At 63.6% G+C, this 26,785-nt stretch carries 23 protein-coding genes; 14 read left to right on the forward strand and 9 right to left on the reverse strand.

Annotated elements, in window-relative coordinates; all coding sequences use genetic code 11:
- Positions 1–100: 100 nt before the first annotated feature.
- Positions 101–2,449, forward strand: a complete 2,349-nt coding sequence (locus CQ14_RS18170; RefSeq protein WP_057859212.1) for a bifunctional salicylyl-CoA 5-hydroxylase/oxidoreductase — start codon at positions 101–103, stop codon at positions 2,447–2,449.
- Between the two features lie 79 nt (positions 2,450–2,528).
- Positions 2,529–3,782 carry a flavin-dependent oxidoreductase gene (locus tag CQ14_RS18175; protein ID WP_057859213.1) on the forward strand — a complete coding sequence of 418 codons (1,254 nt, stop codon included), beginning with the start codon at positions 2,529–2,531 and terminating at the stop codon, positions 3,780–3,782.
- A 115-nt stretch (positions 3,783–3,897) separates the two neighbouring features.
- Here CQ14_RS18175 and CQ14_RS18180 read toward each other — a convergent pair whose 3' ends face one another.
- Positions 3,898–4,353 (reverse strand): cupin domain-containing protein, encoded by a 456-nt coding sequence (locus tag CQ14_RS18180; RefSeq protein ID WP_057859214.1) that lies wholly within the window; start codon positions 4,351–4,353, stop codon positions 3,898–3,900.
- Between the two features lie 17 nt (positions 4,354–4,370).
- Positions 4,371–5,546, reverse strand: a complete 1,176-nt coding sequence (locus CQ14_RS18185) for an ABC transporter substrate-binding protein (RefSeq protein ID WP_057859215.1) — start codon at positions 5,544–5,546, stop codon at positions 4,371–4,373.
- A gap of 215 nt (positions 5,547–5,761) precedes the next feature.
- On the opposite strand from CQ14_RS18185, the gene CQ14_RS47855 reads away from it, so the two are divergent.
- Positions 5,762–6,164 (forward strand): MarR family winged helix-turn-helix transcriptional regulator (locus CQ14_RS47855; RefSeq protein WP_347337146.1); only part of this gene is annotated, 403 nt, incomplete at its 3' end.
- Between the two features lie 271 nt (positions 6,165–6,435).
- Here CQ14_RS47855 and CQ14_RS18195 read toward each other — a convergent pair.
- Positions 6,436–7,455 carry an AraC family transcriptional regulator gene (locus CQ14_RS18195; protein ID WP_057859216.1) on the reverse strand — a complete coding sequence of 340 codons (1,020 nt, stop codon included), beginning with the start codon at positions 7,453–7,455 and terminating at the stop codon, positions 6,436–6,438.
- Positions 7,456–7,722: 267 nt separating this feature from the next.
- On the opposite strand from CQ14_RS18195, the gene CQ14_RS18200 reads away from it, so the two are divergent.
- The 4 genes from CQ14_RS18200 to CQ14_RS18215 all read left to right on the forward strand — a co-directional run bounded on the left by CQ14_RS18200 (position 7,723) and on the right by CQ14_RS18215 (position 12,065).
- Positions 7,723–8,172: a cupin domain-containing protein gene (locus tag CQ14_RS18200; protein WP_057859217.1), complete on the forward strand. Its 450-nt coding sequence runs from the start codon at positions 7,723–7,725 to the stop codon at positions 8,170–8,172.
- Positions 8,173–8,216: 44 nt separating this feature from the next.
- The gene (locus tag CQ14_RS18205; protein WP_057859218.1) at positions 8,217–9,707 is read left to right on the forward strand and encodes a flavin-containing monooxygenase; all 1,491 of its coding nucleotides are present in this window, start codon (positions 8,217–8,219) and stop codon (positions 9,705–9,707) included.
- Between the two features lie 173 nt (positions 9,708–9,880).
- Positions 9,881–11,581, forward strand: a complete 1,701-nt coding sequence (locus CQ14_RS18210; RefSeq protein WP_057859403.1) for a benzoate-CoA ligase family protein — start codon at positions 9,881–9,883, stop codon at positions 11,579–11,581.
- Positions 11,582–11,612: 31 nt separating this feature from the next.
- On the forward strand, positions 11,613–12,065 hold the full coding sequence (locus CQ14_RS18215) for a RidA family protein (protein WP_057859404.1): 453 nt from the start codon (positions 11,613–11,615) through the stop codon (positions 12,063–12,065).
- 21 nt (positions 12,066–12,086) lie between these two features.
- On the opposite strand, the gene kynA is transcribed toward CQ14_RS18215, so the two are convergent.
- Both kynA and kynU read right to left on the reverse strand, forming a co-directional pair.
- A complete protein-coding gene (kynA, locus tag CQ14_RS18220; RefSeq protein WP_057859219.1) occupies positions 12,087–12,926 on the reverse strand; it encodes a tryptophan 2,3-dioxygenase in 840 nt (279 codons plus the stop codon).
- Entirely contained in the window at positions 12,923–14,116 is a 1,194-nt protein-coding gene (gene kynU / locus CQ14_RS18225) for a kynureninase (protein WP_057859220.1), read from the reverse strand. Before kynU ends, kynA begins: the two co-directional genes overlap by 4 nt.
- 158 nt (positions 14,117–14,274) lie before the next feature.
- On the opposite strand from kynU, the gene CQ14_RS18230 reads away from it, so the two are divergent.
- Positions 14,275–15,105, forward strand: coding sequence for an alpha/beta hydrolase (locus CQ14_RS18230; protein WP_057859221.1), 831 nt, complete (start codon positions 14,275–14,277; stop codon positions 15,103–15,105).
- A 58-nt stretch (positions 15,106–15,163) separates the two neighbouring features.
- Here the strand turns inward: CQ14_RS18230 and CQ14_RS18235 are convergent, their stop codons facing one another.
- Complete coding sequence (locus tag CQ14_RS18235; RefSeq protein WP_057859222.1) at positions 15,164–16,684, reverse strand: mannitol dehydrogenase family protein; 1,521 nt, start codon at positions 16,682–16,684, stop codon at positions 15,164–15,166.
- 121 nt (positions 16,685–16,805) lie between these two features.
- Between CQ14_RS18235 and CQ14_RS18240 the strand changes: the two genes are divergently transcribed.
- From CQ14_RS18240 to uxuA, 6 genes are all read left to right on the forward strand, one after another.
- Positions 16,806–17,543, forward strand: coding sequence for a FadR/GntR family transcriptional regulator (locus tag CQ14_RS18240; protein WP_057859223.1), 738 nt, complete (start codon positions 16,806–16,808; stop codon positions 17,541–17,543).
- Positions 17,544–17,623: 80 nt separating this feature from the next.
- Positions 17,624–18,601 carry a sialic acid TRAP transporter substrate-binding protein SiaP gene (locus CQ14_RS18245; RefSeq protein ID WP_057859224.1) on the forward strand — a complete coding sequence of 326 codons (978 nt, stop codon included), beginning with the start codon at positions 17,624–17,626 and terminating at the stop codon, positions 18,599–18,601.
- An 81-nt stretch (positions 18,602–18,682) separates the two neighbouring features.
- Positions 18,683–19,261 (forward strand): TRAP transporter small permease, encoded by a 579-nt coding sequence (locus CQ14_RS18250; RefSeq protein WP_057859225.1) that lies wholly within the window; start codon positions 18,683–18,685, stop codon positions 19,259–19,261.
- A gap of 4 nt (positions 19,262–19,265) precedes the next feature.
- On the forward strand, positions 19,266–20,672 hold the full coding sequence (locus tag CQ14_RS18255) for a TRAP transporter large permease (RefSeq protein ID WP_057859226.1): 1,407 nt from the start codon (positions 19,266–19,268) through the stop codon (positions 20,670–20,672).
- Positions 20,669–21,715 carry an L-idonate 5-dehydrogenase gene (locus CQ14_RS18260; protein ID WP_057859227.1) on the forward strand — a complete coding sequence of 349 codons (1,047 nt, stop codon included), beginning with the start codon at positions 20,669–20,671 and terminating at the stop codon, positions 21,713–21,715. The genes CQ14_RS18255 and CQ14_RS18260 overlap by 4 nt, the downstream gene beginning before the upstream one ends.
- A gap of 31 nt (positions 21,716–21,746) precedes the next feature.
- On the forward strand, positions 21,747–22,937 hold the full coding sequence (gene uxuA, locus CQ14_RS18265; protein ID WP_057859405.1) for a mannonate dehydratase: 1,191 nt from the start codon (positions 21,747–21,749) through the stop codon (positions 22,935–22,937).
- A 193-nt stretch (positions 22,938–23,130) separates the two neighbouring features.
- Here the strand turns inward: uxuA and CQ14_RS18270 are convergent, their stop codons facing one another.
- The 3 genes from CQ14_RS18270 to CQ14_RS18280 are packed head-to-tail and all read right to left on the reverse strand — an operon-like array spanning position 23,131 to position 26,770.
- Positions 23,131–24,222: an ABC transporter ATP-binding protein gene (locus CQ14_RS18270; RefSeq protein WP_057859228.1), complete on the reverse strand. Its 1,092-nt coding sequence runs from the start codon at positions 24,220–24,222 to the stop codon at positions 23,131–23,133.
- Positions 24,219–25,199, reverse strand: a complete 981-nt coding sequence (locus tag CQ14_RS18275) for an ABC transporter ATP-binding protein (RefSeq protein ID WP_199805556.1) — start codon at positions 25,197–25,199, stop codon at positions 24,219–24,221. The genes CQ14_RS18270 and CQ14_RS18275 overlap by 4 nt, the downstream gene beginning before the upstream one ends.
- Entirely contained in the window at positions 25,199–26,770 is a 1,572-nt protein-coding gene (locus tag CQ14_RS18280) for an ABC transporter substrate-binding protein (RefSeq protein ID WP_057859229.1), read from the reverse strand. The genes CQ14_RS18275 and CQ14_RS18280 overlap by 1 nt, the downstream gene beginning before the upstream one ends.
- Between the last annotated feature and the right edge of the window lie 15 nt (positions 26,771–26,785).

Raw genomic sequence — 26,785 nt, forward strand, 5'->3', positions numbered from 1 at the left:
TCACCCGGGCTACTGGCCACGGATAGCCCCCTTGCCAAAAATTATTTTAGGCTTAAAGTAATTTCCGGACGAGCCCGACAGCCTGTTTCGGAGGCGGCAGATGAAGATCGCGATTATCGGCGGCGGACCGGCCGGTCTCTATGCCGCGATCCTCTTGAAAAAGCAGCGGCCGCAGGCCGAGATCACGGTCTATGAGCGCAACCGCGCCGACGACACGTTCGGCTTCGGCGTGGTGTTCTCCGATGCGACGCTCGACAATTTCGAGAAATACGATCCGCCGAGCTATCGCCGCATCACCGAGGAATTCGCCTATTGGGACGACATCGCCGTGCATTTCCGCGGCACCGTCCACCGTGTCGGCGGCAACGGCTTTTGCGGCTGCTCGCGCCGCACGCTGCTCTTGATCCTGCAGGAGCGCGCCCGCGAACTCGGCGTGACGCTGTTGTTCGAAACCGACATCGATGACGAAGCCCGCTTCGCCGATGCCGACCTGATCGTGCTCGCAGACGGCATCAACAGCCGCTTCCGCGACAAGCACATCGAGCATTTCCAGCCGCAGGTCGATCTGCGCTCAAACAAGTTCGCCTGGATGGGATCGACCCGGCCGCTCGACGCCTTCACCTTCATCTTCCAGGAGACCGAGTGGGGGCCGTTCATCGCCCACGCCTATCAATATGAGGCGGGGCGCTCGACCTGGATCTTCGAGACCGACGCCGAGACTTTCAAGCGCGCGGGTCTCGAAGGCCTGGATGAACAGCAATCCGCCGACCGGATGGCGAAGATTTTCGACTGGTTCCTCGACGGCCATCCACTGCTGATCAATCGCTCGATGTGGCGCAATTTCCCGATGATCCGCAGCCAGCGCTGGGTCAAGGGCAACATGGTGCTGCTCGGTGACGCCAAGGCGACCGCGCATTTCTCGATCGGCTCCGGCACCAAGCTCGCGATGGAAGACGCGATTGCGCTGGCGGATGCGATGGCGCAGGCGCCGAACGTCAACGCCGCGTTGCAGACCTACGAGCATGGCCGGCGCGAGGAGGTCGAGAAGACCCAGCACGCCGCCGACGTATCGCTGGTCTGGTTCGAGCATGTCGATCGCTTCTGGGATTTCGATCCCGTGCAGTTCGCCTTCGGCGTCATGACCCGCGCCAAGGCGATCACCTACGATAATTTGACGCTGCGCGCGCCGGAGTTCGTCCGCGAGGTCGACAAGGCGTTTGCGAAGCAGGTGCGCGGCAAAGGCTTTGACGTCGATCTCGACAAGCCCGTGGCGCCGATGTTCCAGCCATTGAAACTGCGCGAGATGGAAGTGGCGAACCGCGCGGTGGTTTCGCCGATGTGCATGTACTCGGCAAGAGAGGGCGTGCCCACTGATTTCCACCTGGTGCATTACGGCTCGCGCGCGATTGGCGGCGCCGGCCTGATCTTCACGGAGATGACCTGCGTCGGCCGCGACGCCCGCATCACGCCCGGCTGTACGGGTCTGTGGAACGACGAACAGCAGGCCGCCTGGACGCGGATTGTCGATTTCGTCCACGCCAATTCCGCCGCCAAAATCTGCCTGCAGCTTGGCCATGCCGGACGCAAGGGCGCGACCAAATTGATGTGGGAGGGCATGGACCGGCCGCTGGAAGAGGGCGGTTGGGACACGATCTCGGCGTCGCCGTTGCCTTACTTCCCGGACAGCCAGGTGCCGCGCGAGATGGATCGCGCCGCGATGGACCACGTCAAGGCGGAGTTCGTGGCGGCCACGTTGCGCGGCGAGGCCTGCGGCTTCGACATGCTCGAAATGCACTGCGCCCATGGCTACCTGCTGGCGAGTTTCATTTCGCCACTGACCAACCAGCGCACGGACGAATATGGCGGCACGCTCGCCAACCGGCTGCGCTATCCGCTGGAAGTGTTCGAGGCGATGCGCGCGGCGTGGCCGGCGCACAAGCCGATGTCGGTTCGCATCTCCGCGACCGACTGGGCCGCCGGCGGCATCACCGGCGACGATGCCGTCGCGGTGGCGCGCGCCTTCGGCGAGGCCGGTGTCGATCTGGTCGATGTCTCCACCGGCCAGACCGTCCGCGACGCCCAGCCGATCTACGGCCGCATGTTCCAGACGCCGTTCTCCGATCAGGTCCGGAACGAGGCCCGGGTCGCGACCATGTGTGTCGGGAACATCACAACCGCGGATCAGGTGAACACAATTCTGGCCGCCGGCCGCGCCGACCTGGTCGCGCTCGGCCGGCCGCATCTGGTCGATCCGTCCTTCACGATGCGGGCGGCGGCCTGGTATGGCGCCGATGTCGCCTGTCCGCCACAATATCTGCCGGGCAGGGAACAAATCTTCCGCAACAGCGTGCGCGACCGGCAGGATTTTGAAGACCTCAAAATTAAGGGTAAGCCGAAAACCCGTGCCGAGTTGAAAGCCGAGGCGACAAAGCCGCTTGCAGCCGAATAGGCCGAATGGCAGGCTCTCTCCTTCACCTCCCTCTCCCCGCAAGCGGGGCGAGGTTGAGGGAAGAGAGTGGAGTAAGCGCATGAAGGCGATCATCGTCGGAGGCGGCATTGGAGGCCTCACCACCGCGCTGATGTTGCGCGCCCGCGGCATCGACTGCGAATTGTTCGAACAGTCGGAGGCAATCCGCGAGCTCGGCGTCGGCATCAATACGCTGCCGCATGCGATCAGGGAATTGGCCGGCCTCGGGCTGTTGGACCGGCTCGATGCCGCCGCCATCCGTACCGATCAATTGTACTATCTCAGCCGCCACGGCCAGGAAGTCTGGCGCGAGCCGCGCGGCCTCGATGCCGGCCACGACGTGCCGCAATTCTCGGTTCATCGGGGACGCCTGCAAAGCGTGATCCATCGCGCCGTCGAGGAACGGCTCGGCCATGAGGCGATCCATACCGGCTGCCGGCTCGGTTCTTTCGCGCAGCATGAGGGCGGCGTGGTCGCGCACTTCTTCGACCGCAGCGGCGCCCATGTCAAAACCGCACGCGGCGATATTCTTGTTGGCGCCGATGGCATTCATTCGCGCGTGCGTGAGATGCTGTTTCCGGATGAGGGACCGCCGTGCTGGAACGGACATATGCTGTGGCGCGGCGCGCGCGACTGGCCGGCGTTCCTGACCGGCCGCTCCATGATCGTGGCCGGCGGGCTGAACGCCAAGGTCGTGATCTATCCGATCGCGGAAGGATCGAGCCCCTCGAGCCGGCTGACCAACTGGGCAATCATGGTGAAGATCGGCGACGGCAATTCGCTGCCGCCGCGCCGCGAGGACTGGTCGCGGCCCGGCAAGCGCGAGGAACTGATGCCCCACGTCGAGCGGTTCAAGGTGCCGCATGTCGATGTGCGCAGCCTGATCTCGGCGACGCCGGAATTTTATGAATATCCATGCTGCGACCGCGATCCGTTGCCGTACTGGACCTGGGGGCGGGTGACCCTGCTCGGCGACGCCGCGCATCCGATGTATCCGGTCGGATCGAACGGTGCCTCGCAGGCGATCCTCGATGCCCGGGCGCTGGCCGACGAGCTGGCGCGAGCCGAGCATCCGCGTCAGGCGCTGGTGGCCTATGAGAAGAAGCGTCTGCCGATGACGGCAGATATCGTGCGCGCCAACCGCCGCGGCGGTCCCGAGGGCGTGATCGACGCCGTCGAGCAACTGGCGCCGGATGGGTTCACCGATATCGAGAAAGTGCTGAGCCACGCCCAGCGCGAGGCGATCGTGCGCGGCTACGCGTCCAAGGCCGGTTTTGCGGCGCCGCCGCTCGGGCTTGCGGCGGTGAGAGGCTAGCTCACGCGTTCCGTAACCTTGTAGCCCGGATGGCGCGAAGCGCGATCCGGGGTTCTTTCCGCAGCGCCAGCAGTCCCGGGTTTCGCTGCGCTCCACCCGGGCTACGGAACCGATTTCACGCGCCCGGAGGCGGCGGCAGGAAGTGGATGTTGTGCTCGGCCGCGAGCGCTACCACCGCATCCGGTTTCTGTTCCTTCATGTTGTGGATCGCCCAGAACAGGTCGTAGAGCCGCCGCGTCGGCGACACCCAGAACAGCGTCTTCGCCGTGCGGCCGGACTTGTTGAAGATGCCGTGCGGCTTCCCCATCGGCAGCCGCACCAGATCGCCCGGGGAGCCTTGCGTGTCGGCGCCGTCGAGGAAGAAGTCGAGCTGGCCCTCCAGGATGTAGAGATATTCGTCCTGGTCGGGATGAATATGCGGCGGCACGAAGGTCTCGGGCGGGAACGTCGCATGCCATGAGAAGGAATGCTCGGTGACGTTCTTCGGCACGTAGGTCTGGCCAAGGATGCTCCAGGAAATTCCCTGAATGCCTTCATTGGCGCGGGTGATGCCGGCGATTTCGGTCTTCATCGTCTCGCTCCCTTCTGTTATTTGGCCGCCGTGCAGTCCTTGGCGTAGCGGTCGCCGTAGTTGGAAAACACCTTCTCGACGATCTCGGTCTGGAACTTGCCGTCGGGCCGTTTCGCCACCTTGGTCAGATAGAAGTTCTGGATCGGGTAGCCGTTGACGTTGAACTTGAAGTCGCCGCGCAGCGAGGTGAACTCGGCCTTTTTCAGTGCCGCCGTGACGGCGTCCTTGTTCTTGAGGTCGCCCTTCACCGCCTTCACCGCGCTCTCGATCAGCAGGGCCGTATCATAGCCCTGCATGGCGTAGGTGCCGGGGACGCTGTTGTAGGCAGCTTCATAGGCGGCGACGAACTTCTTGCTCTGCGGATTGTCCATGTCGGGCGCCCAATTGGCGCCGCCGAACATGCCGACGGCGGCGTCCTGCTGCGCGGGCAGGGTGGATTCATCGACGGTGAACGCCGACAGCACCGGGATCTTGTCGGCAAGCCCGGCCTGCCGGTATTGCTTCACGAGGCCGACGCCCATGCCGCCCGGCATGAAGGTGAAGAGAGCATCGACCTTGGAGGAGGAAATCTTGGTCAGCTCGACCTGGAAATCCAGCGTGCCGAGTGGCGTGTAGCTTTCCTCGGCGATCTCGCCCTTGTAGTCGAGCTTGAAGCCAGCCGCCGAATCCTTGCCGGCCTGATAGTTCGGCACCAGCACGTACATGCGCTTGTAGCCGCGGTCCTGCGCGACCTTGCCGAGGATTTCGTGAACCTGGTCGTTCTGGTAGGAGGTCACGTAGAAGAACGGGTTGCACTCCTTGCCGGCATAGCTCGACGGCCCCGCGTTCGGGCTGATCAGGAACGTCTTGTTCTCGGTCACGGGCCGGTGAATGGCCTGCAGGATGTTGGAGAAGATCGGCCCGACGACGAAATCGACCTTCTCGCGCTCAAGCAGGCCCTTGGCCTTGGTCACGGCGCCATCCGGCTTGAGCTCGTCGTCGACGACGACGACTTCTACGTCCTTGCCGGCCATCTTGCCGCCGAGATCCTTGATGGCGAGTTGCAGGCCGTCGCGGGATTGCTGGCCGAGCACGGCCGCCGGGCCGGACAAGGTCGTGATCACGCCGATCTTGATTTTCTCCTGCGCCGTGGCCGGAGCCGCGGCAACGCCGAGCACAACGGCAAGTCCGGTCAGCTTGAACGACTGCTTCATGATTGTTCCTCCGTTCGGCCTTGGCGGCCGAAACTCATGCCACACCCAAATGCTTGAAGCGCAGCTTATTCTGACGGCGACAGCGCCTGCAAGCAGAACGCTTCCATGCAAGCCATGCGCCAATTGCTTGAAACTTAAAGAAATCTGGGCAATGATCGCTGGGCTGCGCTCTGTTCGGGACCTCCGAACGCTTAAAGCCGGACAAGATTTGCATCATGATCCTCGATTCAGAGACCAAGGCCGTTGAACTCCCGGAGCATCACGGCGACGAACTTAGGCTGTGGCTTCGCCTGTTGACCTGCACGACCCTGATCGAGGGCGAGGTGCGCAGCCGCCTGCGCGAACGCTTCGACGTCACGCTGCCGCGGTTCGATCTGATGGCCCAGCTCGACAAGGTGCCCGAGGGCATGACGCTGTCGGACGTCTCCAAGCGGATGATGGTCTCGAATGGCAACGTCACGGGGCTGGTCGAACGGCTCGTCGAGTCCGGCCATCTCGACCGCCGCACCTCGGACGCCGACCGCCGTGTCCAGGTGATCCGCCTCACCAAGGCGGGCCGCGCCGAATTCCGCAAGATGGCGGCGGAGCACGAATTATGGATCGCCGACGTGTTCGGCGNACCTGACGCCAAAGGATGTTCGCGAATTGATGCGCCTGCTGGCCAAGACCAANGGCCTCGGCGCAGAAATCCGCGAAGGCGCGGGTGGGCTGAGGCCAAAGCGCGCAAGTGCGCATATCCTTGAAATGATGTGCTAGCCCGACTGCGTCATAAGTTCCTCATGGTGAGGAGCGCGGAACGCGCGTCTCGAACCATGAGGCCCCGCCTGTGGCCTGCATCCTTCGAGACGCCCGCTTTGCGGGCTCCTCAGGATGAGGGTTGAACGTAGAACTAATGCATCCTGCGCAGGGTTGCCGATGGCGTCTCGCCGAATTTGGCGCGGTAGGCGCTTGCCATTCGGCTGAGATGGGTAAACCCAAGCTCGAAGGCGATGTCGGTGATGCTGTCGTGAGCGGAGGCGGCGGTCAGTCGGACATTGAGATGCGCAAGGCGGATGTCGCGCAGCATCTCTGAGATCGATGTTCCAAAGTGCCGTTGGAAGCCGAGTTGCAGCGCGCGGATGCCTACGCCAGAGGCCGCGGCAAGTTCTATGAGATCGAGCGGCTCGTCCGCATGCGCCGTGAGGAAATCACGTGCCCGCCGCAACGATGGCGGCAGCGCTTCGGCCCGGCCGCCAAACCGGTCGATCGCATCGCTTGCGCTGTGGCGCTGGCCGTGGAGCAAAGCACCGAGCAGCGTCTCGCGCAGATCGGCAGCCACGATTGGCGAGAGCGGCCGTTGCGGCCCGAGGCGTTCGGCAAGATCGACGAACCCCGAGATCTGCGAGTGAAGCGCCCGGCCGCCTGCAGAGGTGAGATCGACCTCAGGCTCGAATTCGACCGTGCCTGCCGGCTGGCCCGACAGCGCCGCGGCCCGCTGTTCCAACATACGGCGTTCGACCAGCACAATGATCTGGGCGCAATCGCTTTCCCAAGTCATTCGCGTGGGAATCGTCGGCGATAACAGTGAAGCGCAGGCGCCGGGAGCGGTTGCGATGTCGCGCGAGGCGGTTCGGATCCGCGCTGCGCCGTGCACGGGGATTTGCAGCAGGAAGAAGCGCTCGAGACAGCCGGGATCGATCGATACCGACCCGCCATAAGCGACGTAATTGACGGACAGCCCGCCAAAGATCGCGCTGTTATGCAGGGCAAAGAATTCGGGTGACGTGCTGTATTCGGGCGTCAGTCGATGCGGGCAGAATATCCGCCCGACCGCGTCGGCGGCAGCGTCGACACTGTCGGTCGAAACGCGGTTGAACGCCGCCAACCGAACCGTCGGATCATGCCTGACAATGCTGGTGCCCGCCGCCACGGCCCAGTTCTCCGCATTATTTGAAGCCTATAATATCTGCCGGCGCCCCGGTTGGAAAGGCGATTTGGTGGCCGCTGGTGCCCGATCGGAAGGCAGCCGGGTGCGGTCACGCCGTCCTCCTGTCATTTCGCGCCGCAGCAATGCGAAATTTTCCTCGTCACGTCCGGCGGATTCGTTTTGCGGCTAGACGGTCGCCGTGGCCCGATCCAGCCTGCGCGAACCATTCGGAACGTCGCAACCACATCAACCCGAGACAGGAGATGGACAATGGCAGCGCTCGAAAAAGGCATCACCGCCAACGGCACCGGCTATGGCGGCAAGACCTGGAACATCCTGGGTCAGGTCTACTTCCCCAAGGCGATCACCGATTCCACCTTCGCGTTCGAGACCAACAGCGAGCCCGGCCAGTTCGTGCCGGTGCACGTTCACCCGACGCAGGACGAATTCATCCTGGTGCAGGAGGGCGTTCTCGACCTCAAGCTCGATGGTGTCTGGGTGCAGGCCAAGGCCGGCGATCTCGTCCGGATGCCGCGCGGCATTCCGCATGGCTACTTCAACAAGTCGGACAAGCCGGCGCGCGCGCTGTTCTGGGTGTCGCCGATGCAGAAGCTCGAGGCGCTGTTCAACCAGCTCCACAATCTGACCGACCCCGCAGAGGTGGTGCGGATCTCGGCGCTGCATGAAGTGGACTTCCTGCCGCCCGAGGCGAACGAGTAGCGCGCATCAATCTATTCCAGGCCAATCCTTGCGGGAGACTTGTCATGATCAGGCGAAAACAGGTTTGTATCATCGGCGCCGGCGTATCGGGGTTGGCGGCTGCAAAAGCGTTCGCCGCGCGCGGTCATCGGATCACGATCATTGAGCGCAGCGGCGATCTTGGCGGCGTCTGGGAGCCTGCGCGATCCTATCCCGAGGTGCAAACGCAAAGCCCGAAGGATCTCTATCGCTACACCGACAAGGCGATGCCGGATTCCTATCCGGAATGGCCGAAGGGTCCGCAGGTCCACGCCTATCTGACGGAATACGCAAAGGACAACAATCTCCTCGGCGCAATCCGCTTCAATACGACAGTGGCGCAGATGGACCGTCGGCCGGACGCGAAGCCGGGCTGGCGGCTCGATCTGCGCGGGCCGGACGGCAGCACCGGCCATGAGGATTTCGATTTCGTCGCTGTTTGCACCGGGCAGTTCAACGAGCCGCAGACGCTCAGCCTGGCCGGCGAAGATGCCTTCAAGGCGCAGGGCGGGCGCATCATGCACTCCTCGAAATACAACGACCCTGAGATCGCCAGGGGCCGCAGGATCGTCGTGCTCGGCGGATCGAAGTCGGCGACCGACATTGCCGTCAATGCAGTCAATTCCGGCGCCGCCGAAGCCACGCTGGTGTACCGCGAGCCGGTGTGGCGGATTCCCTATTTCATCGGTGGTCTCGTCAATTTCAAACGCATTCTCTACATCCGCGCGCAGGAGGAGATGTTCAAAAGCTGGGGCATCGGCGCAATGTCGCGGTTCGCGCATGCGGTGGCAAAGCCGTTGGTCTGGGCCAACTGGCGCGGACTGGAGAGCCTTCTCAAGGTTCAGCTCAAGCTCGGCAAATGCGACATGGTGCCGAAAGAGCGGATCGAGGACGGCGTCAACTGCTCGGTGCCGATTGCGACGCCAGGATTCTTCCCGATGGTCGCCGACGGTCGCATCAAGGCGATCAGAGGCAGCTTTGCGCGCTACGACGGCAATTCCATCGTGATGACCGGCGGGCAGCGCGTCCAGGCCGACGTCGCCGTGCTCGCGATCGGCTACAAATTGGGCGTGCCGTTCCTGCCGCAGGCATACCGTGAAAAACTCGTCGATCCCGACGGGCAGTATCGGCTCTATCGTCTCATTGCCAACCCAGACCTGCCGGAGATGGGATTCGTCGGCTTCAACTCCAGCTTCTGCACGGTGTTGTGCGCCGACCTCGCGGCGAACTGGCTGGTGCGTTATGCCGATGGCCAATTGGCGCGGCAGCCCACGCTGAAGGCGATGCAGGACAACATCGAGATGATGCTGCATTTCAGGCGCGTCGAGCGGCCGGCGGCCGGCGTCTATGGCGGGCTGTGCGTCGCGCCCTATCACTTCAAGCATTTCGACGAACTGCTCGCCGATATCGGCGTGTCCGGACGGCGGGCCAATCCGCTGGTGGAGAAATTCACCCCGCCCGACGCGGCGGCCTATGGCCGCTTCCTCGCCGCGGCGCCCGCCTATCAGGCAGCCTGAGAGGCGGTTCCCCGCAGGGGGTAACCCCTGCGGGCATGAAGGCATGATTTCACCCTCGATTCCGCACTTGCGCAAAATTGTTTTAAGCCTAAAATGATTTGCGAGACGGCGTTGCCCGGCGTCCTCGATATTGATCTCGAGCCTTTCATTGATGGAAGCGAGGGGAGATGAAGATGTCAGGTATAACTCCCAGCCGGACCGCTGGTCGGTCTCTTGGCCCGTCGGGCCATGTCGACGACTTTGCGCGGCGACACCTGCCGCCTTTAGAACAATGGCCGGACCTGCTGCTTGATCGGCCCGAGTTTCAATATCCGGAATATCTCAATGCTGCGGTCGAACTGACCGACCGGATCGTCGAAAAAGGCTGGGGTGACCGGATCGCGCTGATCGGCAACGGCCGCCAGCGCACCTACAAGGAACTGGCTGACTGGTCCAACCGCCTGGCGCATGCGCTGGTGGAGAACTACGGCGTCAAGCCCGGCAACCGCGTTCTGATCCGCTCCGGCAACAACCCGGCGCTGGTCGCGGCATGGCTGGCGGCCACCAAGGCCGGCGCCGTCGTCGTCAACACCATGCCGATGCTGCGCGCCGGCGAGCTGAGCAAGATGGTCGACAAGGCGGAGATTGCGCTGGCGCTGACCGACAGCCGCATCGCCGACGAACTGGTCGCCTGCGCGAAGACCAGCCGCTTCCTCAAGCAGGTTGTGAATTTCGACGGCACCTCCAACCATGATGCTGAGCTCGACCGGGTGGCGCTGAACAAGCCGGTGAAGTTCGACGCCGTGAAGACGGGCCGCGACGACGTCGCACTATTGGGATTCACCTCCGGCACCACGGGTGAGCCCAAGGCGACGATGCATTTCCATCGCGACCTCATGATCGTGGCCGACGGTTATGCGAGCGAAGTCCTCAACGTGACCGAGGACGATGTCTTCGTGGGCTCGCCGCCGCTCGCCTTTACCTTCGGGCTCGGGGGACTGGCGATCTTCCCCTTGCGGTTCGGCGCGACGGCGACGCTTTTGGAAAACGCGTCGCCGCCCGAGATGATCAAGATCATCGAGACCTACAAGGCCACGATCTGCTTTACCTCACCGACGGCGTATCGCGTGATGATGGCCGCAATGGACAACGGCGCCGATCTGTCGTCGCTGCGGCTGGCGGTTTCCGCCGGCGAGACGTTACCGGCGCCGGTGTTCGAAAGCTGGACCCGCAAGACCGGCAAGACCATTCTCGACGGCATCGGCTCGACCGAACTGCTCCACATCTTCATCACCAACCGCGTCGGCGATGCGGTGGCGGGGACGACGGGGAAACCGGTCGCAGGCTACGAGGCGAAGATCGTCGACGACGACATGAACGAATTGCCTGGTGGCACCGTCGGCAAGCTTGCGGTGCGCGGGCCGACCGGCTGCCGCTATCTCGCCGACACGAGGCAATCGAACTATGTGCGCGACGGCTGGAACCTGACGGGCGATTCCTTTGTTTGCGACGCCAATGGGCGGCTGTCCTTTGTCGCCCGCTCGGACGACATGATCGTCTCCTCCGGCTACAACATCGCCGGTCCCGAGGTCGAAGCGGCGTTGCTGTCGCATCCGGCCGTCGCCGAATGCGGCGTAGTCGGCGCGCCCGACGAGGCGCGCGGCATGATCGTCAAGGCTTACGTTGTCCTGACGGGCGGCGCGGCGGCCGATGCCGCGCTGACGCAGGCGCTGCAGGACCACGTCAAGCAGGCGATTGCGCCCTATAAATATCCGCGCGCGATCGAATATGTCGCGCAACTGCCGAAGACCGAAACCGGCAAGCTCCGGCGCTTTGCGTTGAGGCAGATGGCGGCGGCCGGAGCTGCGTCATCGCCTGACGTTGCCGCGGAGTGAATGCTTTGAATTGGACGAAGGAGAACAGCCGGTGACCGCGCCCAAAGGCCCCACACTGAGTGTGGTGCCTCATCCCAAGACCGACGCCTCTGGCCCGCAAGTGCTGCAGCCGAGCGGGTGGCCGATGCCAAAAGGCTACGCCAACGGCATGGCCGCCGATGGCCGGCTTGTGGTGACGGGTGGGGTGATCGGCTGGGACACGAAAGGGTATCTGGCGCCCGATTTCGTGGCGCAGGTGCGCCAGACGCTTTCCAACATTGCCGAGATCCTTGCCGAGGGTGGCGCCAGGCCAGAGCATCTGGTGCGGCTCACTTGGTATGTCGTCGACATCGAGGAATATCTCGCCAGCCTGAAAGAGCTCGGTCGCGTCTATCGCGAGATTTTCGGCGCGCATTATCCGGCGATGGCGCTGGTGCAGGTGGTTCGCCTGGTCGAGAAGGAAGCCCGCGTCGAGATCGAAGCTACCGCAGTGGTGCCGCGCTGATTTCAGCTTGTCGGGGTCGTCCTAGAGCTCCGTTCTCAGCTTCCAGAGCTCCGGAAACAGTTCGACCTCGAGCATCTTGCGCAAATAGGAAACGCCCGACGTGCCGCCGGTCCCGCGTTTCAGGCCGATGATGCGCTCGACCGTCGTGACGTGGTTGAAGCGCCAGCGGCGGAAATAGTCTTCGAAATCGACCAGCTTTTCAGCAAGTTCGTAGAGCATCCAGTGTTTCGCCGGTGAGGCATATACGGTCTTCCAGGCCGCCAAGACCTCGTCGTTCGGCGTGCGCTTGCCGCGCCAATCGGTCCGGCGCGCGTCCTCGCCGATGTCAAAACCATTGCGCGCCAGCAATAGCAGCGCCTCGTCATAGAGGCCCGGCTCGGCGAGAATTTCCTCGAGCTTGGCCGTGATGTCGGCGCGGTGGGCGTGCGGGCCCAGCAGCGCCAGATTGCGATTGCCGGCGAGGAACTCGATGGCGCGGTACTGGTACGACTGGAAACCCGAGGACTGCCCGAGTTGATCGCGAAACTCGGAATATTCACTGGGTGTCATCGTTCGCAACACGTCCCAGGCGGTATTGAGCTGCTCGAAGATCCGGGCAACGCGCGACAGCATCTTGAAGGCGGGCTGCAACTGGTCGTGGCGGATCGCCTTGATGGCGGAGCGGATTTCGTGGATGGCCAGCTTCATCCAGAGTTCGGACGTCTGGTGCTGGATGATGAACAGCAGTTCGTCATGCGCCTTCGAGAGAGGCTCTTGCGCGTCCAGAAGTCGTTCCAGATGCAGATAATCGCTGTAGGACATGCGCCCTTCGAACGACATCTGGGCTCCCTCACGCGGGGAGTCGTCGGGCTTGCCGGTCATGTGACGAGCGCCTTCTTGCGGTATTCCGCGGTATCCCAGCGACGATTGGTCAGGACGTCGGCGATGATGTCGACTGCCGCGCGAACCTCGGCTTCTCCGATATAGAGCGGCGTAAAGCCGAAGCGCATCATGTCAGGCGCGCGGAAGTCGCCGATCACGTCGCGCGCGATCAGCGCCTGCATGATGGCGTAGCCCTCCGGGTGGCGGAACGAAACCTGGCTGCCGCGCCGCGTTCCGTCCCGCGGCGAAGCCAGCGTCAGTTCGGGACAACTTGCTTCGACTTCGTGGATGAAGAGGTCGGCGAGCGCGATCGATGCATGGCGCACGTCGGCCATGCTGACGCCGTCCCAGACGTCGAGGGCCGCGTCGAGCGCAGCCATCGCAATGATCGGCGGCGTGCCGACCCGCATCCGCTCGATGCCCGGACCGGCGCGATAGTCGAGGTCAAAGGCAAAGGGCGCGCGATGACCCATCCAGCCGGAAAGCGCCGGCCGCGCCGTATCGGCGTGCTTCGGCGCGACATAGATGAAGGCCGGCGCGCCGGGACCGGCATTGAGATATTTGTAGGTGCAGCCGACGGCGAAGTCGGCTCCGGCATTTTCCAACTCGACCGGAAGCGCGCCTGCGGAATGCGCGAGATCCCAGACCGTCAGCGCGCCCGCGGCATGCGCCTTGCGCGTCAGCGCGCGCATGTCGTGCAGCCGGCCGGTGCGATAGTCGACCTCGGTCAGCATCAAGGCCGCGATCGTCTCGTCGATGGCGGCTTCGACGTCTTCGGGCGCAACGACCTTCAACTCGTAGCCACGGTCGAGCGATTCAAGCAGGCCGCTGGCGATGTAGAGATCGGACGGAAAGTTGCCGTTGTCCGACAGGATCACGCGCCGCGAGGGACTGAGCCCGAGCGCCGAGGCCAGCGCCTGGTAGACCTTGACGGACAGCGTATCGCCCACCATCACCGTCCCGTCGGCAGCGCCGATCAAACGGCCGATGCGGTCGCCAATACGCCGCGGCTGCGTCATCCACCCGGCGACGTTCCAGCCCTTGATGAGGTGCTTGCCCCATTCCTCCGATATCATGCGGCCGACGCGATCGGCGGCTGCAACGGGCAGGGGACCGAGCGAATTGCCGTCCAGATAGATCACGCCATCCGGGATGGCGAACCGGGATCTTGTTCGCGTGAAATCGGTCATGTCTTTCCCTGTTCCGCCGCCCCGGTGGAATTATTCGCGCTGATGTCAATTATTTCAAGCTTAAAATTTATGGCGGCAGGCGCGCTTCCCGGTATAGACTGGTTACTCGCGGACATCGATCCCGCCCGGCCACAAGCTCGAATGGAAGCAGAACCCGCGTGATTTTTCATCAGATTTCCGACTGGAGCGACGCCTATGCGAATGCTCCGAACATTCCGGGCGGCGAACGCTGGCCGGCCGCGTGGGTGCAGCCTGCGCAGGCCTATCGCGACGCTCTCCAGGGCAGCGGCCGCGCGATGCTCGATATCAGCTATGGCGACCGCGAACGAAATCGTTTCGATCTCTTCAGGCCGGAAGGCCGGCCAAAGGGCCTGGTCGTCTTCGTCCACGGCGGTTTCTGGAAGGCGCTCGACAAGAGTTTTTGGTCGCATCTCGCGCGCGGATCGGTTGAGAGCGGATACGCAGTGGCGATGCCCTCCTACACGCTGTGCCCGGCCGTGCGCATCGCCGAGATCACGCGCGAAATTGCCGCTTCCGTCGAGCGCGCCGCCGCGATGATCGAAGGCCCGCTTTTTCTGGCTGGCCATTCTGCCGGCGGGCATCTGGTGACGCGGATGATTTCGGCGACGTCGCCGCTTGCGGACGACGTCAAGGCGCGCATCAGCCACACCGTCTCCATATCAGGCCTTCATGACCTTCGTCCGCTGATGAAGGCTGCCATGAATGCGGAGCTGCGGATCGACGAGGCCGAGGCGCGCGTCGAAAGCCCCGCATTGCTGGCGCCGATGCAGAATGCGCGCGTGACGTGCTGGGTGGGCAGCGCCGAGCGCCCGGAATTCGTCCGCCAGAACGCGCTTCTCGCCAACATCTGGACCGGGCTCGGCGCGAAAACCTGCGTGATCGAAGAGCCCGGCCGGCATCATTTCGATGTCATCGACGGGCTCGCCGATCCCGATCACCAACTCACCAGGACCTTGTTGTCTCCGTAGCCGGCTGAATTTGTCGGTCGCGGCGTGGCCTTGCCACCGAGTGATTCTGACCTGCCAATCACGCAGCCTGAAACGCGCGTACGGCCTCTCGCGCGCCAACCTCGAACAGTTTTTCCAGCGCGTCGGTGGCGGCGCTGCGCATGCGGGGATCGGTGCCCAGCGCGCCAAAGACCTGTTCGACTTCCAGCAATGCGGGAGCAAGCAGATCCGCGACCGGACCTGTGCTCTCGGCGATGGCCTTCAGCTTTGCCGCAAGCGGATCGCGCACGTCGATCGCGCGGCCCTGTTCGTCGGTCGCGGTGACATAACGCATCCATCCCGCCACGGCGAGCGCGTGGGCATCGATCGATAATCCCATCCGCAGCCGGTCCTGCATGGTCGCGAGCAACCGTTGCGGCAGTTTCTGCGATCCATCCATCGCGATCTGCCAGGTGCGATGGTGCAGGGCCGGATTGGAAAAACGCTTCAGCAGCGAAGCGCTGTAGGCCGCAAGATCGGTCCCTTCGGGCATCGCCAGCGTCGGCGCCGCGTCCTCCATCACCCGCAAGGCAAACGCGGCAAAGCGCTCGTCGGTCATGGTGGCCGCGATGGTCTCAAAGCCCGCGAGATAGCCGAGATAGGCGAGCGCCGAGTGGCTGGCGTTGAGAAGGCGCAGCTTCATGTGCTCGAACGGTGTCACGTCGGAAACCAGTTGCACGCCTGCGGCCGCGAAATCCGGTCGCCCAGTCGGAAAGCGGTCTTCGACGATCCACTGCGTGAATGGCTCGGTGACGACGGGCCATGCATCGGTCATCCCGAGCGCGGAGGAAACCGCGGCTCGGTCGGCTTCCGTCGTCTCCGGCACGATCCGGTCCACCATCGTGGAAGGGAAGGCCACCTCGGTTTCAATCCATTTGGCGAGGTTGCGCGATCGCAGGGCGGCGAACTGCGTCACGATGCGTCCGACGGTGTGGCCGTTGGCGGAGAGATTGTCACAGGACAGAACGGTGAAAGGGGCTCCGCCTGCAATCCGCCGGCGTGCCAGCGCGGCCACCAGGAAGCCGATGGCCGAGCGCGGCGTGCCCGGATTCTGCAAGTCGTGAACGATGTCGGGATGATGCTCGTCGAGATCGCCGGTCTGCGGCGTATGGCAGTAGCCCTTCTCGGTGACCGTCAGCGAAACAATGCGCGTCGCAGGATTGGCCATGCGCGCGATCAAATGCCCGGGCTTCTCCGGCGCGACTTCGTTGGCGAGCACCGAGCCGATGATCCGGTGTTCGGTGCCTGTGCCGGAGCGAACGGCGAGTGTGTAAAGACAATCCTGTGGGGCGAGGGCATCGCGTGTCGCCGGGCTGCGCAGGCTCGCCCCGACGATCCCCCAATCCATCGCGCCGCCGGCGAGGAGATCGTCGATGACCACCGCCTGGTGTGCCCGGTGGAACGCGCCGATCCCGAGGTGGACAATGCCCGGCGAGATCAGCGAGCGGTCATAGGCCGGTTGCCGGATCTGGCCGGGAAGCCGGCGAAGGTTGGCATCCGAGAGGCGAAAATCGCCGTCTTTCGAGCCAGTTGGCGGGATTTTTGGCGTTTCGCTTGACATAGGAGGCTCAATCCATCAATCTTTGGTCAATTGGTAAGGCCAATTATCCAGATGTATTGGCCTTGGCCCGATCAAAGCAAGAAGAATCGATTCACTCAGGGGATCGTCAAGGGAGCCGAGCGTGCCGCTCGAAGCCGTGGAAGCGCGACGCCTTTATCGCCAGGTTGCCGATCAGCTTCGCGCCTTGATCGACAGCGGCGAATACGGCGTGGGCAGCCGTCTTCCGACCGAACGCGATCTTGCCGAACAGTTGAAGGTGTCGCGGCCGACGGTGCGCGAAGCGTTGATCGCACTCGAAGTCGAGGGCCGGGTTCGCATTCGCGTCGGCTCCGGAATTTATGTAAGTGAACCCGCGGCGCTGACGTCCGTCTTGCCGGCCTTGGCCGAGATCGAAGGCCCGTTCGAACTGCTGCGCGCCCGCGAATTTCTCGAAGGCGCCATTGCCGAGCAGGCGGCGCGGGTCGCGACCGCAAATGACATCGCGCGCATCGACGCATCAGTCGAAGCCATGGCGACCGTGCAGCATCCCGGCGAAGCCTCGATGATCCATGACCGCGCGTTTCATGTCGCGGTGGCCGGCTGTCTCGACAACGCCGTGCTGGTCCGTGTGGTCGGTGAGTTGTTCGACCAGCGGCTCAATCCCTACTTCGCCAAGCTCGCGCACTATTTCGAGAACCCGGCATCCTGGAATGCCGCGCTGGCCGAGCACCGCGCGATCCGCGATGCCATTGCCGCCCGTGAGCCGGATGCGGCGCGCATTGCGATGCGCGAGCACCTGGCGCGCTCGCAGGATCGTTTCGCGCAGAATTTCGGAGCGGAAGCATCATCCGCCTCCCGCGTGCGTGCGAGGAGCGGCTGAGAGAAGAGAATTCGAACGGTCCGGCGAAATGCGGACCGGTTGAGTAACAAAAGCAAATTGTAGCAACGGAGGAAATTCACATGTTGAAGAAATTGACGATTGCATTCGCTGCATCCGCCGCAGCGCTGTTGGCCGCCACCACGTCAGGCACGGCGCAGACCAAGCTCAAATGGGCTCACGTCTACGAAACTTCCGAGCCGTTCCACACCGCTTCCGTCTGGGCCGCCGGTGAAATCGGCAAGCGCACCAACGGGCGCTACCAGATCGACGTCTATCCGGCTTCGCAGCTCGGCAAGGAAACCGACATCAACCAGGGCCTCTCGCTCGGCTCGGTCGACATGATCATTTCCGGCTCGAGCTTCGCCGCCAAGAGCTTTCCGCCGATCGGCGTGACCTATTATCCCTACACGTTCCGCGATGCCGATCATCTCCTGGCCTACACCAAGAGCGACGTCTTCAAGGAGCTGACGAAGGGCTACGAGGACAAGACCGGCCATCGCATCCTCGCGGTGACCTATTACGGCGTGCGCCACACCTCGTCGAACAAGCCGATCAAGACCTGCGCCGACATGAAGGGCCTCAAGATTCGCGTGCCTGACGTTCCGGCCTATCTCGCGATGCCGCGCGCCTGCGGCGCCAATACCGCGCCGATCGCCTTTGCCGAGGTCTATCTCGCGCTGCAGAACGGCACCGTGGAGGCCCAGGAAAACCCACTCACCACCATCGAGGCCAAGAAGTTCTACGAGGTGCAGAAGCACATCGTGCTGACCGGCCACATCGTCGATCATCTCAACACCGTGATGTCCGGCGCGCTCTGGAAAAAGTTGTCCGAGGAAGATCGCAAGATCTTCACCGAAGTCGCGCAGGAAGCAGCCGCGAAGGCGACCGCCGAGATCAAGACCAACGAAGCCAAGCTGGTCGATTTCTTCAAGCAGAAGGGCCTGACGGTGACCGAGGTCAACAAGGACGAGTTCCGCGACACCGTGCTCAAGACCGTGAGCTTTGAGAGCTTCGACTATCGCAAGGCCGACTGGGAACGCATCCAGGCGGTGAAGTAACTGCTGACCTTCGTCCGTGCCTGCCGCGATTTCAGGGCAGGCACGGCGGTGGCTTTTCAAACGCCAGTTCCGGGAGGGCGCATGTCGACGGTTGAAGTGCACAAGCAGATCACGGCGGACGAGATCGCCCATACTTTCGAGGACGAGGTCCCCAAGGGCGCCGACCTCAGCCAATACGCCGCGGAAGACTGGCTCGCGCTCGCGATCTTCTGGATCATGGCGCTGTCGGTGTTCCTGCAGTTCTTCACCCGCTATGTCCTCAATGACAGCTATGCCTGGACCGAGGAGATCGCGACCTACTGCCTGATCGGCGTGGTCTTCATCGGCTCGGCGATGTGCGTGCGGATGTCGCGGCACATCCAGGTCGATCTCTTGTTCCGCTATCTGCCGCATCGGCCGGCGCGCGCGCTATCGACCGTGATCGACCTGATCCGGATCGCGTTCTTCGGTTATGCGATCAAGCTGGTCTGGCAGTTCATCCAGATCATCGGCGATGAGCGGATGACCACCATCAAGTTTCAAAAAGGCTTCGTCTACTACGCCGTGCTGCTCGGCTTCGTGCTGATGTTCGCGCGCTCGATCCAGATCGCGGTCGAGAACTGGCGGCGGGGCTACTCCATCCTGGAGCGCCCCGGCGCATTCGACGGAACGGAAGGGTAGGGCGATGCTGCTGCTGCTTGGGGGATTTCTGCTGCTGATGCTGCTCGGCCTGCCGGTCGCGCTGTCCATGGCGGTCTCGTCGCTCGTTTATATTCTCGTCTCCGGCATCACGCCCGACGTGACGCTGGCGCAGCGCATGATCGCTGGCGTCGAGAGCTTTCCGCTGCTCGCCGTGCCGTTCTTTATTCTCGCCGGCAATCTCATGAATATCGCGGGCGTGACCGGGCGCATCTATAAATTCGCCGTCGCGCTGGTGGGCTGGATGCGCGGCGGACTCGGCCACGTCAATATCGTCGGCTCCGTGATCTTCTCCGGCATGTCCGGCACCGCCATTGCCGACGCCGCGGGGCTCGGCACCATCGAGATCAAGGCGATGAAGGACCACGGCTACTCGACCGAGTTCGCCGTCGGCGTCACCGCGGCGTCTGCGACGCTCGGCCCGATCATCCCGCCGTCGCTCCCCTTCGTGATTTACGGCATGATGGCGAACGTCTCGATCGGCGCGCTGTTCCTCGGCGGCGTGATTCCGGGCGTGGTCATGACGTTGGCCATGATGGCGACGGTAGCCTATTTCGCCCACCGGAACGGCTGGGGTAGCGATACGCCGTTCTCTTGGCCGCAACTCGGCTCGGCTGCGATCGAAATCCTGGTCGTTTTCGCATTTCCGATGGCGGTCTGGCTGCTCGTCCTCGCCGGCCTTTCAGTGAACTTGGCGGTCGGCATCGGTCTTGTGGCGCTGCTGGCGCTCGACTGGTATTTCGATTTTTCGGCGGTGATGGCGCTGATGGCGCCGGTCATCCTGATCGGCGGCATGACGCTTGGTTGGTTCACGCCGACGGAAGCCGCGGTTGCCGCGGTGATCTGGTCGCTGTTCCTCGGGCTGGTGCGCTACCGTTCGATGACGCTGCAGACGGTGGCGAAGGCGACATTCGATACCATCGAGACCACGGCATCGGTGCTGTTCATCGTGACCGCAGCCTCGATCTTTGCCTGGCTGTTGACGGTGTCGCAGGCGGCGCAGACCCTGACGGACGTGATGCTCGGGATCACCCAGAATAAATGGGTATTCCTGCTGCTGGCGAATATCCTGATCCTGTTCGTCGGCTGCTTCATCGACACCATCGCGGCGATCACCATTCTGGTGCCGATCCTGCTGCCGATCGTGCTCAAGCTCGGCATCGATCCGATCCACTTCGGCCTGATCATGACGCTGAACCTGATGATCGGCCTGCTGCATCCGCCGCTCGGCATGGTGCTGTTCGTGCTTGCACGCGTGGCGAAACTGTCCGTCGAGCGCACCACCATGGCGATCCTGCCCTGGCTGGTGCCGCTGCTCCTGGCGCTCGTCGCCATCACCTACATCCCCGAGCTGACGCTCTGGCTGCCTAAATACATGGGACTCTCAAAATGACATCGATGGCTTTGGCTGCAACACTGTTCGGCCCGGAAGATCTGCGCATGGTCGAGCGGCCACTCGATCCGCTAGCGTCCGGCATGGTGCGGATCCGCTTCGGTGCCGGCGGCATCTGCGGCTCCGACATGCATTACTATCGCCATGCCCGTACCGGCGACTTCGTCGTGACCTCGCCGCTCGTGCTCGGCCATGAGATCGCGGGTGAGGTGGTCGAAATCGCGGGCGCTGCGCAAGGCGTGACGGTCGGCGATCGCGTCGCTCTCAACCCGTCGCGCTGGTGCGGCCATTGCAAGCCGTGCCGGGAAGGCCGGCCCAATCTCTGCGAAAACATCTTCTTCATGGGCTCCGCCTCGAAGACCCCGCATATGCAGGGCGGTTTTGCGTCCTACTTCGACGCCATTCCGGCGCAGTGCGTAAAAATTCCGGATGACGTCACGTATCAGGCCGCGGCGCTCGCCGAGCCGCTTGCGGTGTGCCTGCATGCGGTGGCCCGCGCCGGGGACGTCACCGGCAAGCGCGCCGTGCTGTTCGGCGCCGGCCCGATCGGTCTCCTGACGATGCTGGCCGCGCAGCGTGCCGGCATTGCGGAGACGACCGTCGTTGACATCGCCGCGGCCCCGCTGGCCTTCGCCAAGCGGCTGGGCGCCAACAGCGTCGTCGACATCTCCGGCGGAGAAGAGGCGCTGAAGGCGGAGGCGGCGGCAAAGCCGTTCGATGTCGCCTTCGAAGTCTCAGGCACCGCGGCGGGCCTTGCTAGCGCGATCGGCGCCGTCAGGCGCGGCGGCGTCGTGGTTCAGGTCGGCAATCTGCCGGGCGGGCAGATCCCGGTGCCGGCGAACGCAGTGATGGCCAAGGAGATCGATCTCCGCGGCTCGTTCCGCTTCGGAAACGAATTCTTCACCGCGGTCGAGCTGATCGCCGACGGCAGCGTCGACGTGCTGTCGCTGGTGACGGCGCAACGCCCGCTCTCGGTCGCACCCGACGCGGTGCGGCTGGCGCTCGATCGCTCGCAGAGCGTCAAGGTCGTGCTGACGGCTTGATTGCAATCCTTGAATCCAGGAGATCGCCATGATGCTGCAGGGATGGCGGTGGTACGGGCCCAACGATCCCGTATCGCTCGACGACATCAGGCAGGCCGGCGCGACCGATGTGGTGACGGCGCTGCATCAGGTGCCGATCGGCGAGGCGTGGACGCGCGCAGCGGTCGAGGAGCGCAAGAACCTGATCGAAAACAGTCAGCCCGGCCGCTCGCCGCTGACATGGTCGGTGGTGGAATCAATTCCAATACCTGACGACGTCAAGCGGTTGGGGGGCAAGGCGACGCGCTCGATCGAAGCATGGATCGCAAGCATGGAGGCCGTGGCCGCCTCCGGCATCAAGATCATCTGCTACAACTTCATGCCTGTCGTCGACTGGTGCCGCACCGATCTCGAATGGGAACTGCCGAACGGCGCCAAGGCGATGCGGTTCGACCAGGACCGCTTCGTGGCGTTCGATCTGCACATCCTGCAGCGCCCCGAGGCGCCCACGGAATACTCCGAGGCCGCGCAGCGCCGCGCCAGGCAGGTCTTTGAGGCGATGACGCAGGCCGACATCGACTACATCGTCACCAACATTGCCAGCGCGCTGCCGGGATCGACCACCGATCCCCTGACCATTCCGCAATTCCGCGAGCGCCTGCTGCAATATCGTGGCATTGATTCAAACGTGCTGCGCCGGCACCTCAGCGAATTCCTCGCCCGCGTGGCGCCGGTCGCCGAAGCGCTCGGCGTGAAGCTGACGCTGCACCCGGACGATCCGCCGCGCCCGTTGTTCGGCCTGCCGCGCATCGCCTCGTCGGCGGAGGACTATCAGGCGCTGTTCGACGCGGTGCCGTCGAAGGCCAACGGCATCTGCTTCTGCACCGGCTCGCTCGGCGTCCGCGCGGAAAACGATCTGTCGGCGATGGCCAGGCGCTTCGCGCCGCGGATCGGCTTCGCCCATCTGCGCGCGACCAAGCGGGAGGCCGACGGCCTGTCCTTCTTCGAGTCCGATCATCTTGATGGCGACGTCGACATGATCGCGGTGCTGAAAGCGCTGCTCGCCGAGAACCACACACGTTCCTCCAGCGACCAGATCGTGTTCCGGCCCGACCACGGCCATCGTATGCTCGACGATCTCGCCGCGACCAAGCGCACCAATCCCGGCTATACCGCGATCGGCCGGCTGCGCGGCCTCGCCGAACTGCGCGGTGCCATCCGCGCCATTGAACACGCCGGCTAGAGCATGATCCGGAAAAGTGTTTAGCGGTTTTCCGAAAAGATCATGCTCAAACAAAAAGATAAAGCGTGATGACTTTTCGAAGATAAAGTCATCACGCTTTAGGGCGGGAAGTGCTGCGAGTAGGGCCCCATTCTACTTTGCATGGGGTTGTTTTCGCAATTTTGTGCCTGGGCCTTCCCAACCCGCTTCTCGCTCAGCCCGGCGTGCGGGCCGTCTTGGCTGCCTCGAAGGCCGCCAGCCGTGCGGCAAACTTTCCGTTGGCCAGACCGGCCCGTGCGAGAATGGTTGGTGCGGGTATCGTTTCAAAGAAATGACAGGCGACGCGGTGGCCGGGCGCCGCCTCGCGCAGCAACGGCTCCTCGGCGGAACAGCGCGCCTGCGCATGCGGGCAGCGGGTGTGGAAGCGGCAGCCGGTCGGCGGCCTGAAGGGGCTCGGCACGTCGCCCTGCAGCATCACGCGCTTGGTGCGGAGCGCCGGATCGGGTTTTGGGATCGCCGCGAGCAACGCCTGGGTATAGGGGTGCAACGGCCGGTCGTAGAGCGTCTTCTTGTCTGATATCTCGACCAGCTTGCCGAGATACATCACCGCGACGCGATCGCTGATGTGCTTCACCACGGCAAGATCGTGGGCGATGAACAGATAGGAGAGGCCAAAACGCTGCTGCAGATTTTGCAGCAGGTTGACGATCTGCGCCTGGATCGAGACGTCAAGCGCCGACACCGGCTCGTCACAGACGATCAGATCGGGATTGGCGGCGAGCGCCCGCGCGATGCCGATACGCTGGCGCTGCCCGCCGGAGAACTGGTGCGGATAGCGCCTGGCATGTTCGGGCAGCAGGCCGACGATGTCCAAGAGTTCTCGTCCGCGTGCGGCGCGCGAGGCGTCGTCGCCGATCTCGTGGACCCGCAGCGGCTCGGCGAGGATCTCGCCGACGGTCATCCGCGGGTTCAGCGATGCATAGGGATCCTGGAAGATAATCTGCATGTGCCGGCGCATCCGGCGCAGCGCATCCTTGTCGAGATCGGCGATCTCCTTGCCCTTGAAGCGCACCGAGCCGGACGTCGGCTCCATCAGGCGCAGGATCAGGCGTCCGGTGGTTGACTTGCCGCAACCGGATTCGCCGACCAGCGCCAGCGTTTCGCCGCGCGCGATCTCGAAGCTGACGTCCTCGACGGCGCGGACGAGGCCGATCGTCTTGCGGCGGATCAGCCCGCGCGTGACCGCAAAATGCTTGACCAGACCGTCGACCTGCAAGACAGGGACATTGCTTGGCGCATCGCTCATGACGCCACCTCGACCGGCGCTTTCCAGCACGCCACCTGATGCCCGGGCGAAATATCGCGCAAGGGCGGCGGATCGAGCCGGCAGCGCTGGTCCGCAAACGGACAGCGCGGCGCGAAGCGGCAGCCCGCCGGCTGGTTGTTCGGGCTCGGAACCGTACCCTCGATGGTGGCGAGGCGCTTGCGGTCGACGTCGATGCGCGGGATCGAGCCGAGCAGGCCGATCGTGTAGGGATGCTGCGGATCGGCGAACAGGTCGCCCACGTCAGCGCTCTCGACGATCCGCCCGGCATACATCACCAGCACCTGGTCGGCGACCTCGGCGATGACGCCGAGATCATGGGTGATGATCAGGATTGCCATGCCGAGCCGCCGCTGCAGGTCGCTCAGGAGGTCGAGAATTTGCGCCTGGATGGTGACGTCGAGCGCGGTCGTCGGCTCGTCCGCGATCAACAGCGCCGGCTCGCAGGACAGCGCCATCGCGATCATGACGCGCTGGCGCATGCCGCCGGACATGTTGTGCGGGAAATCGTCGATGCGTTGCGCGGCGGAAGGAATTTTCACCAGCTCCAGCATCTCGATCGCCCGCGCCCGCGCCGCGCGCGGCGTCATCGCGGTGTGGGCAAGGATCGCCTCGATGATCTGCTGGCCGACGGTGTGCACCGGATTGAGCGAGGTCATCGGCTCCTGGAAGATCATCGACATCTTGCCGCCGCGCAGCTTGCGGCGCTCGTCGGCGGTGAGCCTCAGCACGTCGCGATTGCTGAACAGCACCGCCTCGGCCTCGACCTTGCCCGGCGGGCTCGGCACCAAGCCCATCACCGAGAGCGACGTCACGCTCTTGCCGCAGCCGGATTCTCCGACCAGGCCGATCGTCCGTCCCCTGGGCACATTGAAGCTGATGCCGTCGACGGCGCGGAACAGGCCGCGATCCGTCGCGAAGTGGGTCTTCAGTCCACGTACCTCGAGCAGATTGTCCATCAGAACGAGAGATCCAGTCCCTTGTAGAAGGTGTTCTGATAGAGCATGTGCGGCCGCACGCCCTTCAGTTTCTTTGAGCTGACCGTGTACATGGCGATGTTCATCACCGGCATCATCAGATGCTCGCTCGTCACCTTCTCCTGCACACGCGCATAGTTGAGGGCGCGCTCGGTATCGGTCAGCGCAGCGCGTCCGGCACGCAGCCACTCGTCGGTCTCGTCATCCTTCCAGTTCATGCGATTGGGGGTCGGGATGTTCTTCGAGTTGAAATAGACGTTCATCAACTCGCCCGCCGACAGATAGGGCACGGTGACGGTCCACAGTTCGTAGTCCTGCTTGCCCATCTCGGCCGGCGCGATCGTGGAGTCGTAGCCCACGATCTTCCAGTCGATGCCGATCTTGCGCATGTAGCCCTGAATGGCCTCGGAGACGCGCGGGAAGTAGGCGACCTGGGTGAACAGCACACGCGGAGCCAGTTTCATGCCGTCCTTCTCGCGGATGCCGTCGCTGCCGACTTTCCAGCCGGCCTCGTCCAACAGCTTCTTGGCGCGTTCGACGTCTTCCTTGATGATGCCCTTGGTCTTGTCGGCGAAATCGAGCGCTTTGGGGTCGACGAAGGTAAATGCCGGTTCGGCGTTGCCCAGCAAGATGCCCTTGACGATCTCGGCGCGGTTGATCGCAATGTTCATTGCCTCGCGCACGCGTTTGTCGGCGACCATGGGGCGGGTGATCTTGTAACCGTAATACATGAGCTGGAAGTTCGGCTGAGCTTCCTGAACCGTCAGGTTGGGCGCTGCCTTGACCTGCTGAATGAACGCGAGCGGAACCTGGTGCGAGAGATCGAACTGACCGCCCATGATGGCGGCGACGCGGCTGGCGTCCTCAGGCACGATCTTGATGCTGACCTTCTCGAATTTCACCGGGCCCCTGTTCTGATACATCGACGGACCCCACTTGTACGCATCGTGCCGCTTCAGCACGATCTCTGTGCGCGGCTGCCAGCTCTCGAAGCACCACGGCCCGGTGCCGTCGATGCCCTTGATGCCGTAGTCCTTGCCGAGCGCCTCGACGCTCTCCTGGTTGTGGATCGCGTTGGTGTACATGCTGAGCTGCAGCAGCAGCTCGGAATAGGGCTCGTTGAGTTCGTACTCCACGGTATAGGGATCGGGCGCGCGCAGCTCCTTGATCTCGCCGGCGCGCCAGGCATAGGGCGCCTTGGTTTCCGGATCCTTCAGCCGCTTGAAGCTGTAGACGACGTCGGCGGCTGTGAACTTCTTGCCGCTACAGAACGTGACGTCGTCGCGTAGCTTGAAGACGTAGGTCTTGCCGTCCTCGCTGATCGTCCACGACTTGGCAAGGTAGGGGATCGCCGTCTTGCCGTCCCAGTCGAGCGCCACCAGCGTATCCTGGAACATGTTGACGATGTCTGACGTCGGCGACCATGTCGTGCGCTGGCCGTCGTAATGCGGCGCGTCCAGCGATTTCATCACCCGCAAGGTCTGCGCCTCGGCCGTCCAGCATATTCCGGCCGCTCCCAGCAGCGCGACAGCGCCCGTCAACATGTTGCGCATCGTGTTCTCTCCCTT

Source organism: Bradyrhizobium lablabi (genome assembly GCF_001440475.1).
GTDB classification, from domain to species: domain Bacteria; phylum Pseudomonadota; class Alphaproteobacteria; order Rhizobiales; family Xanthobacteraceae; genus Bradyrhizobium; species Bradyrhizobium lablabi.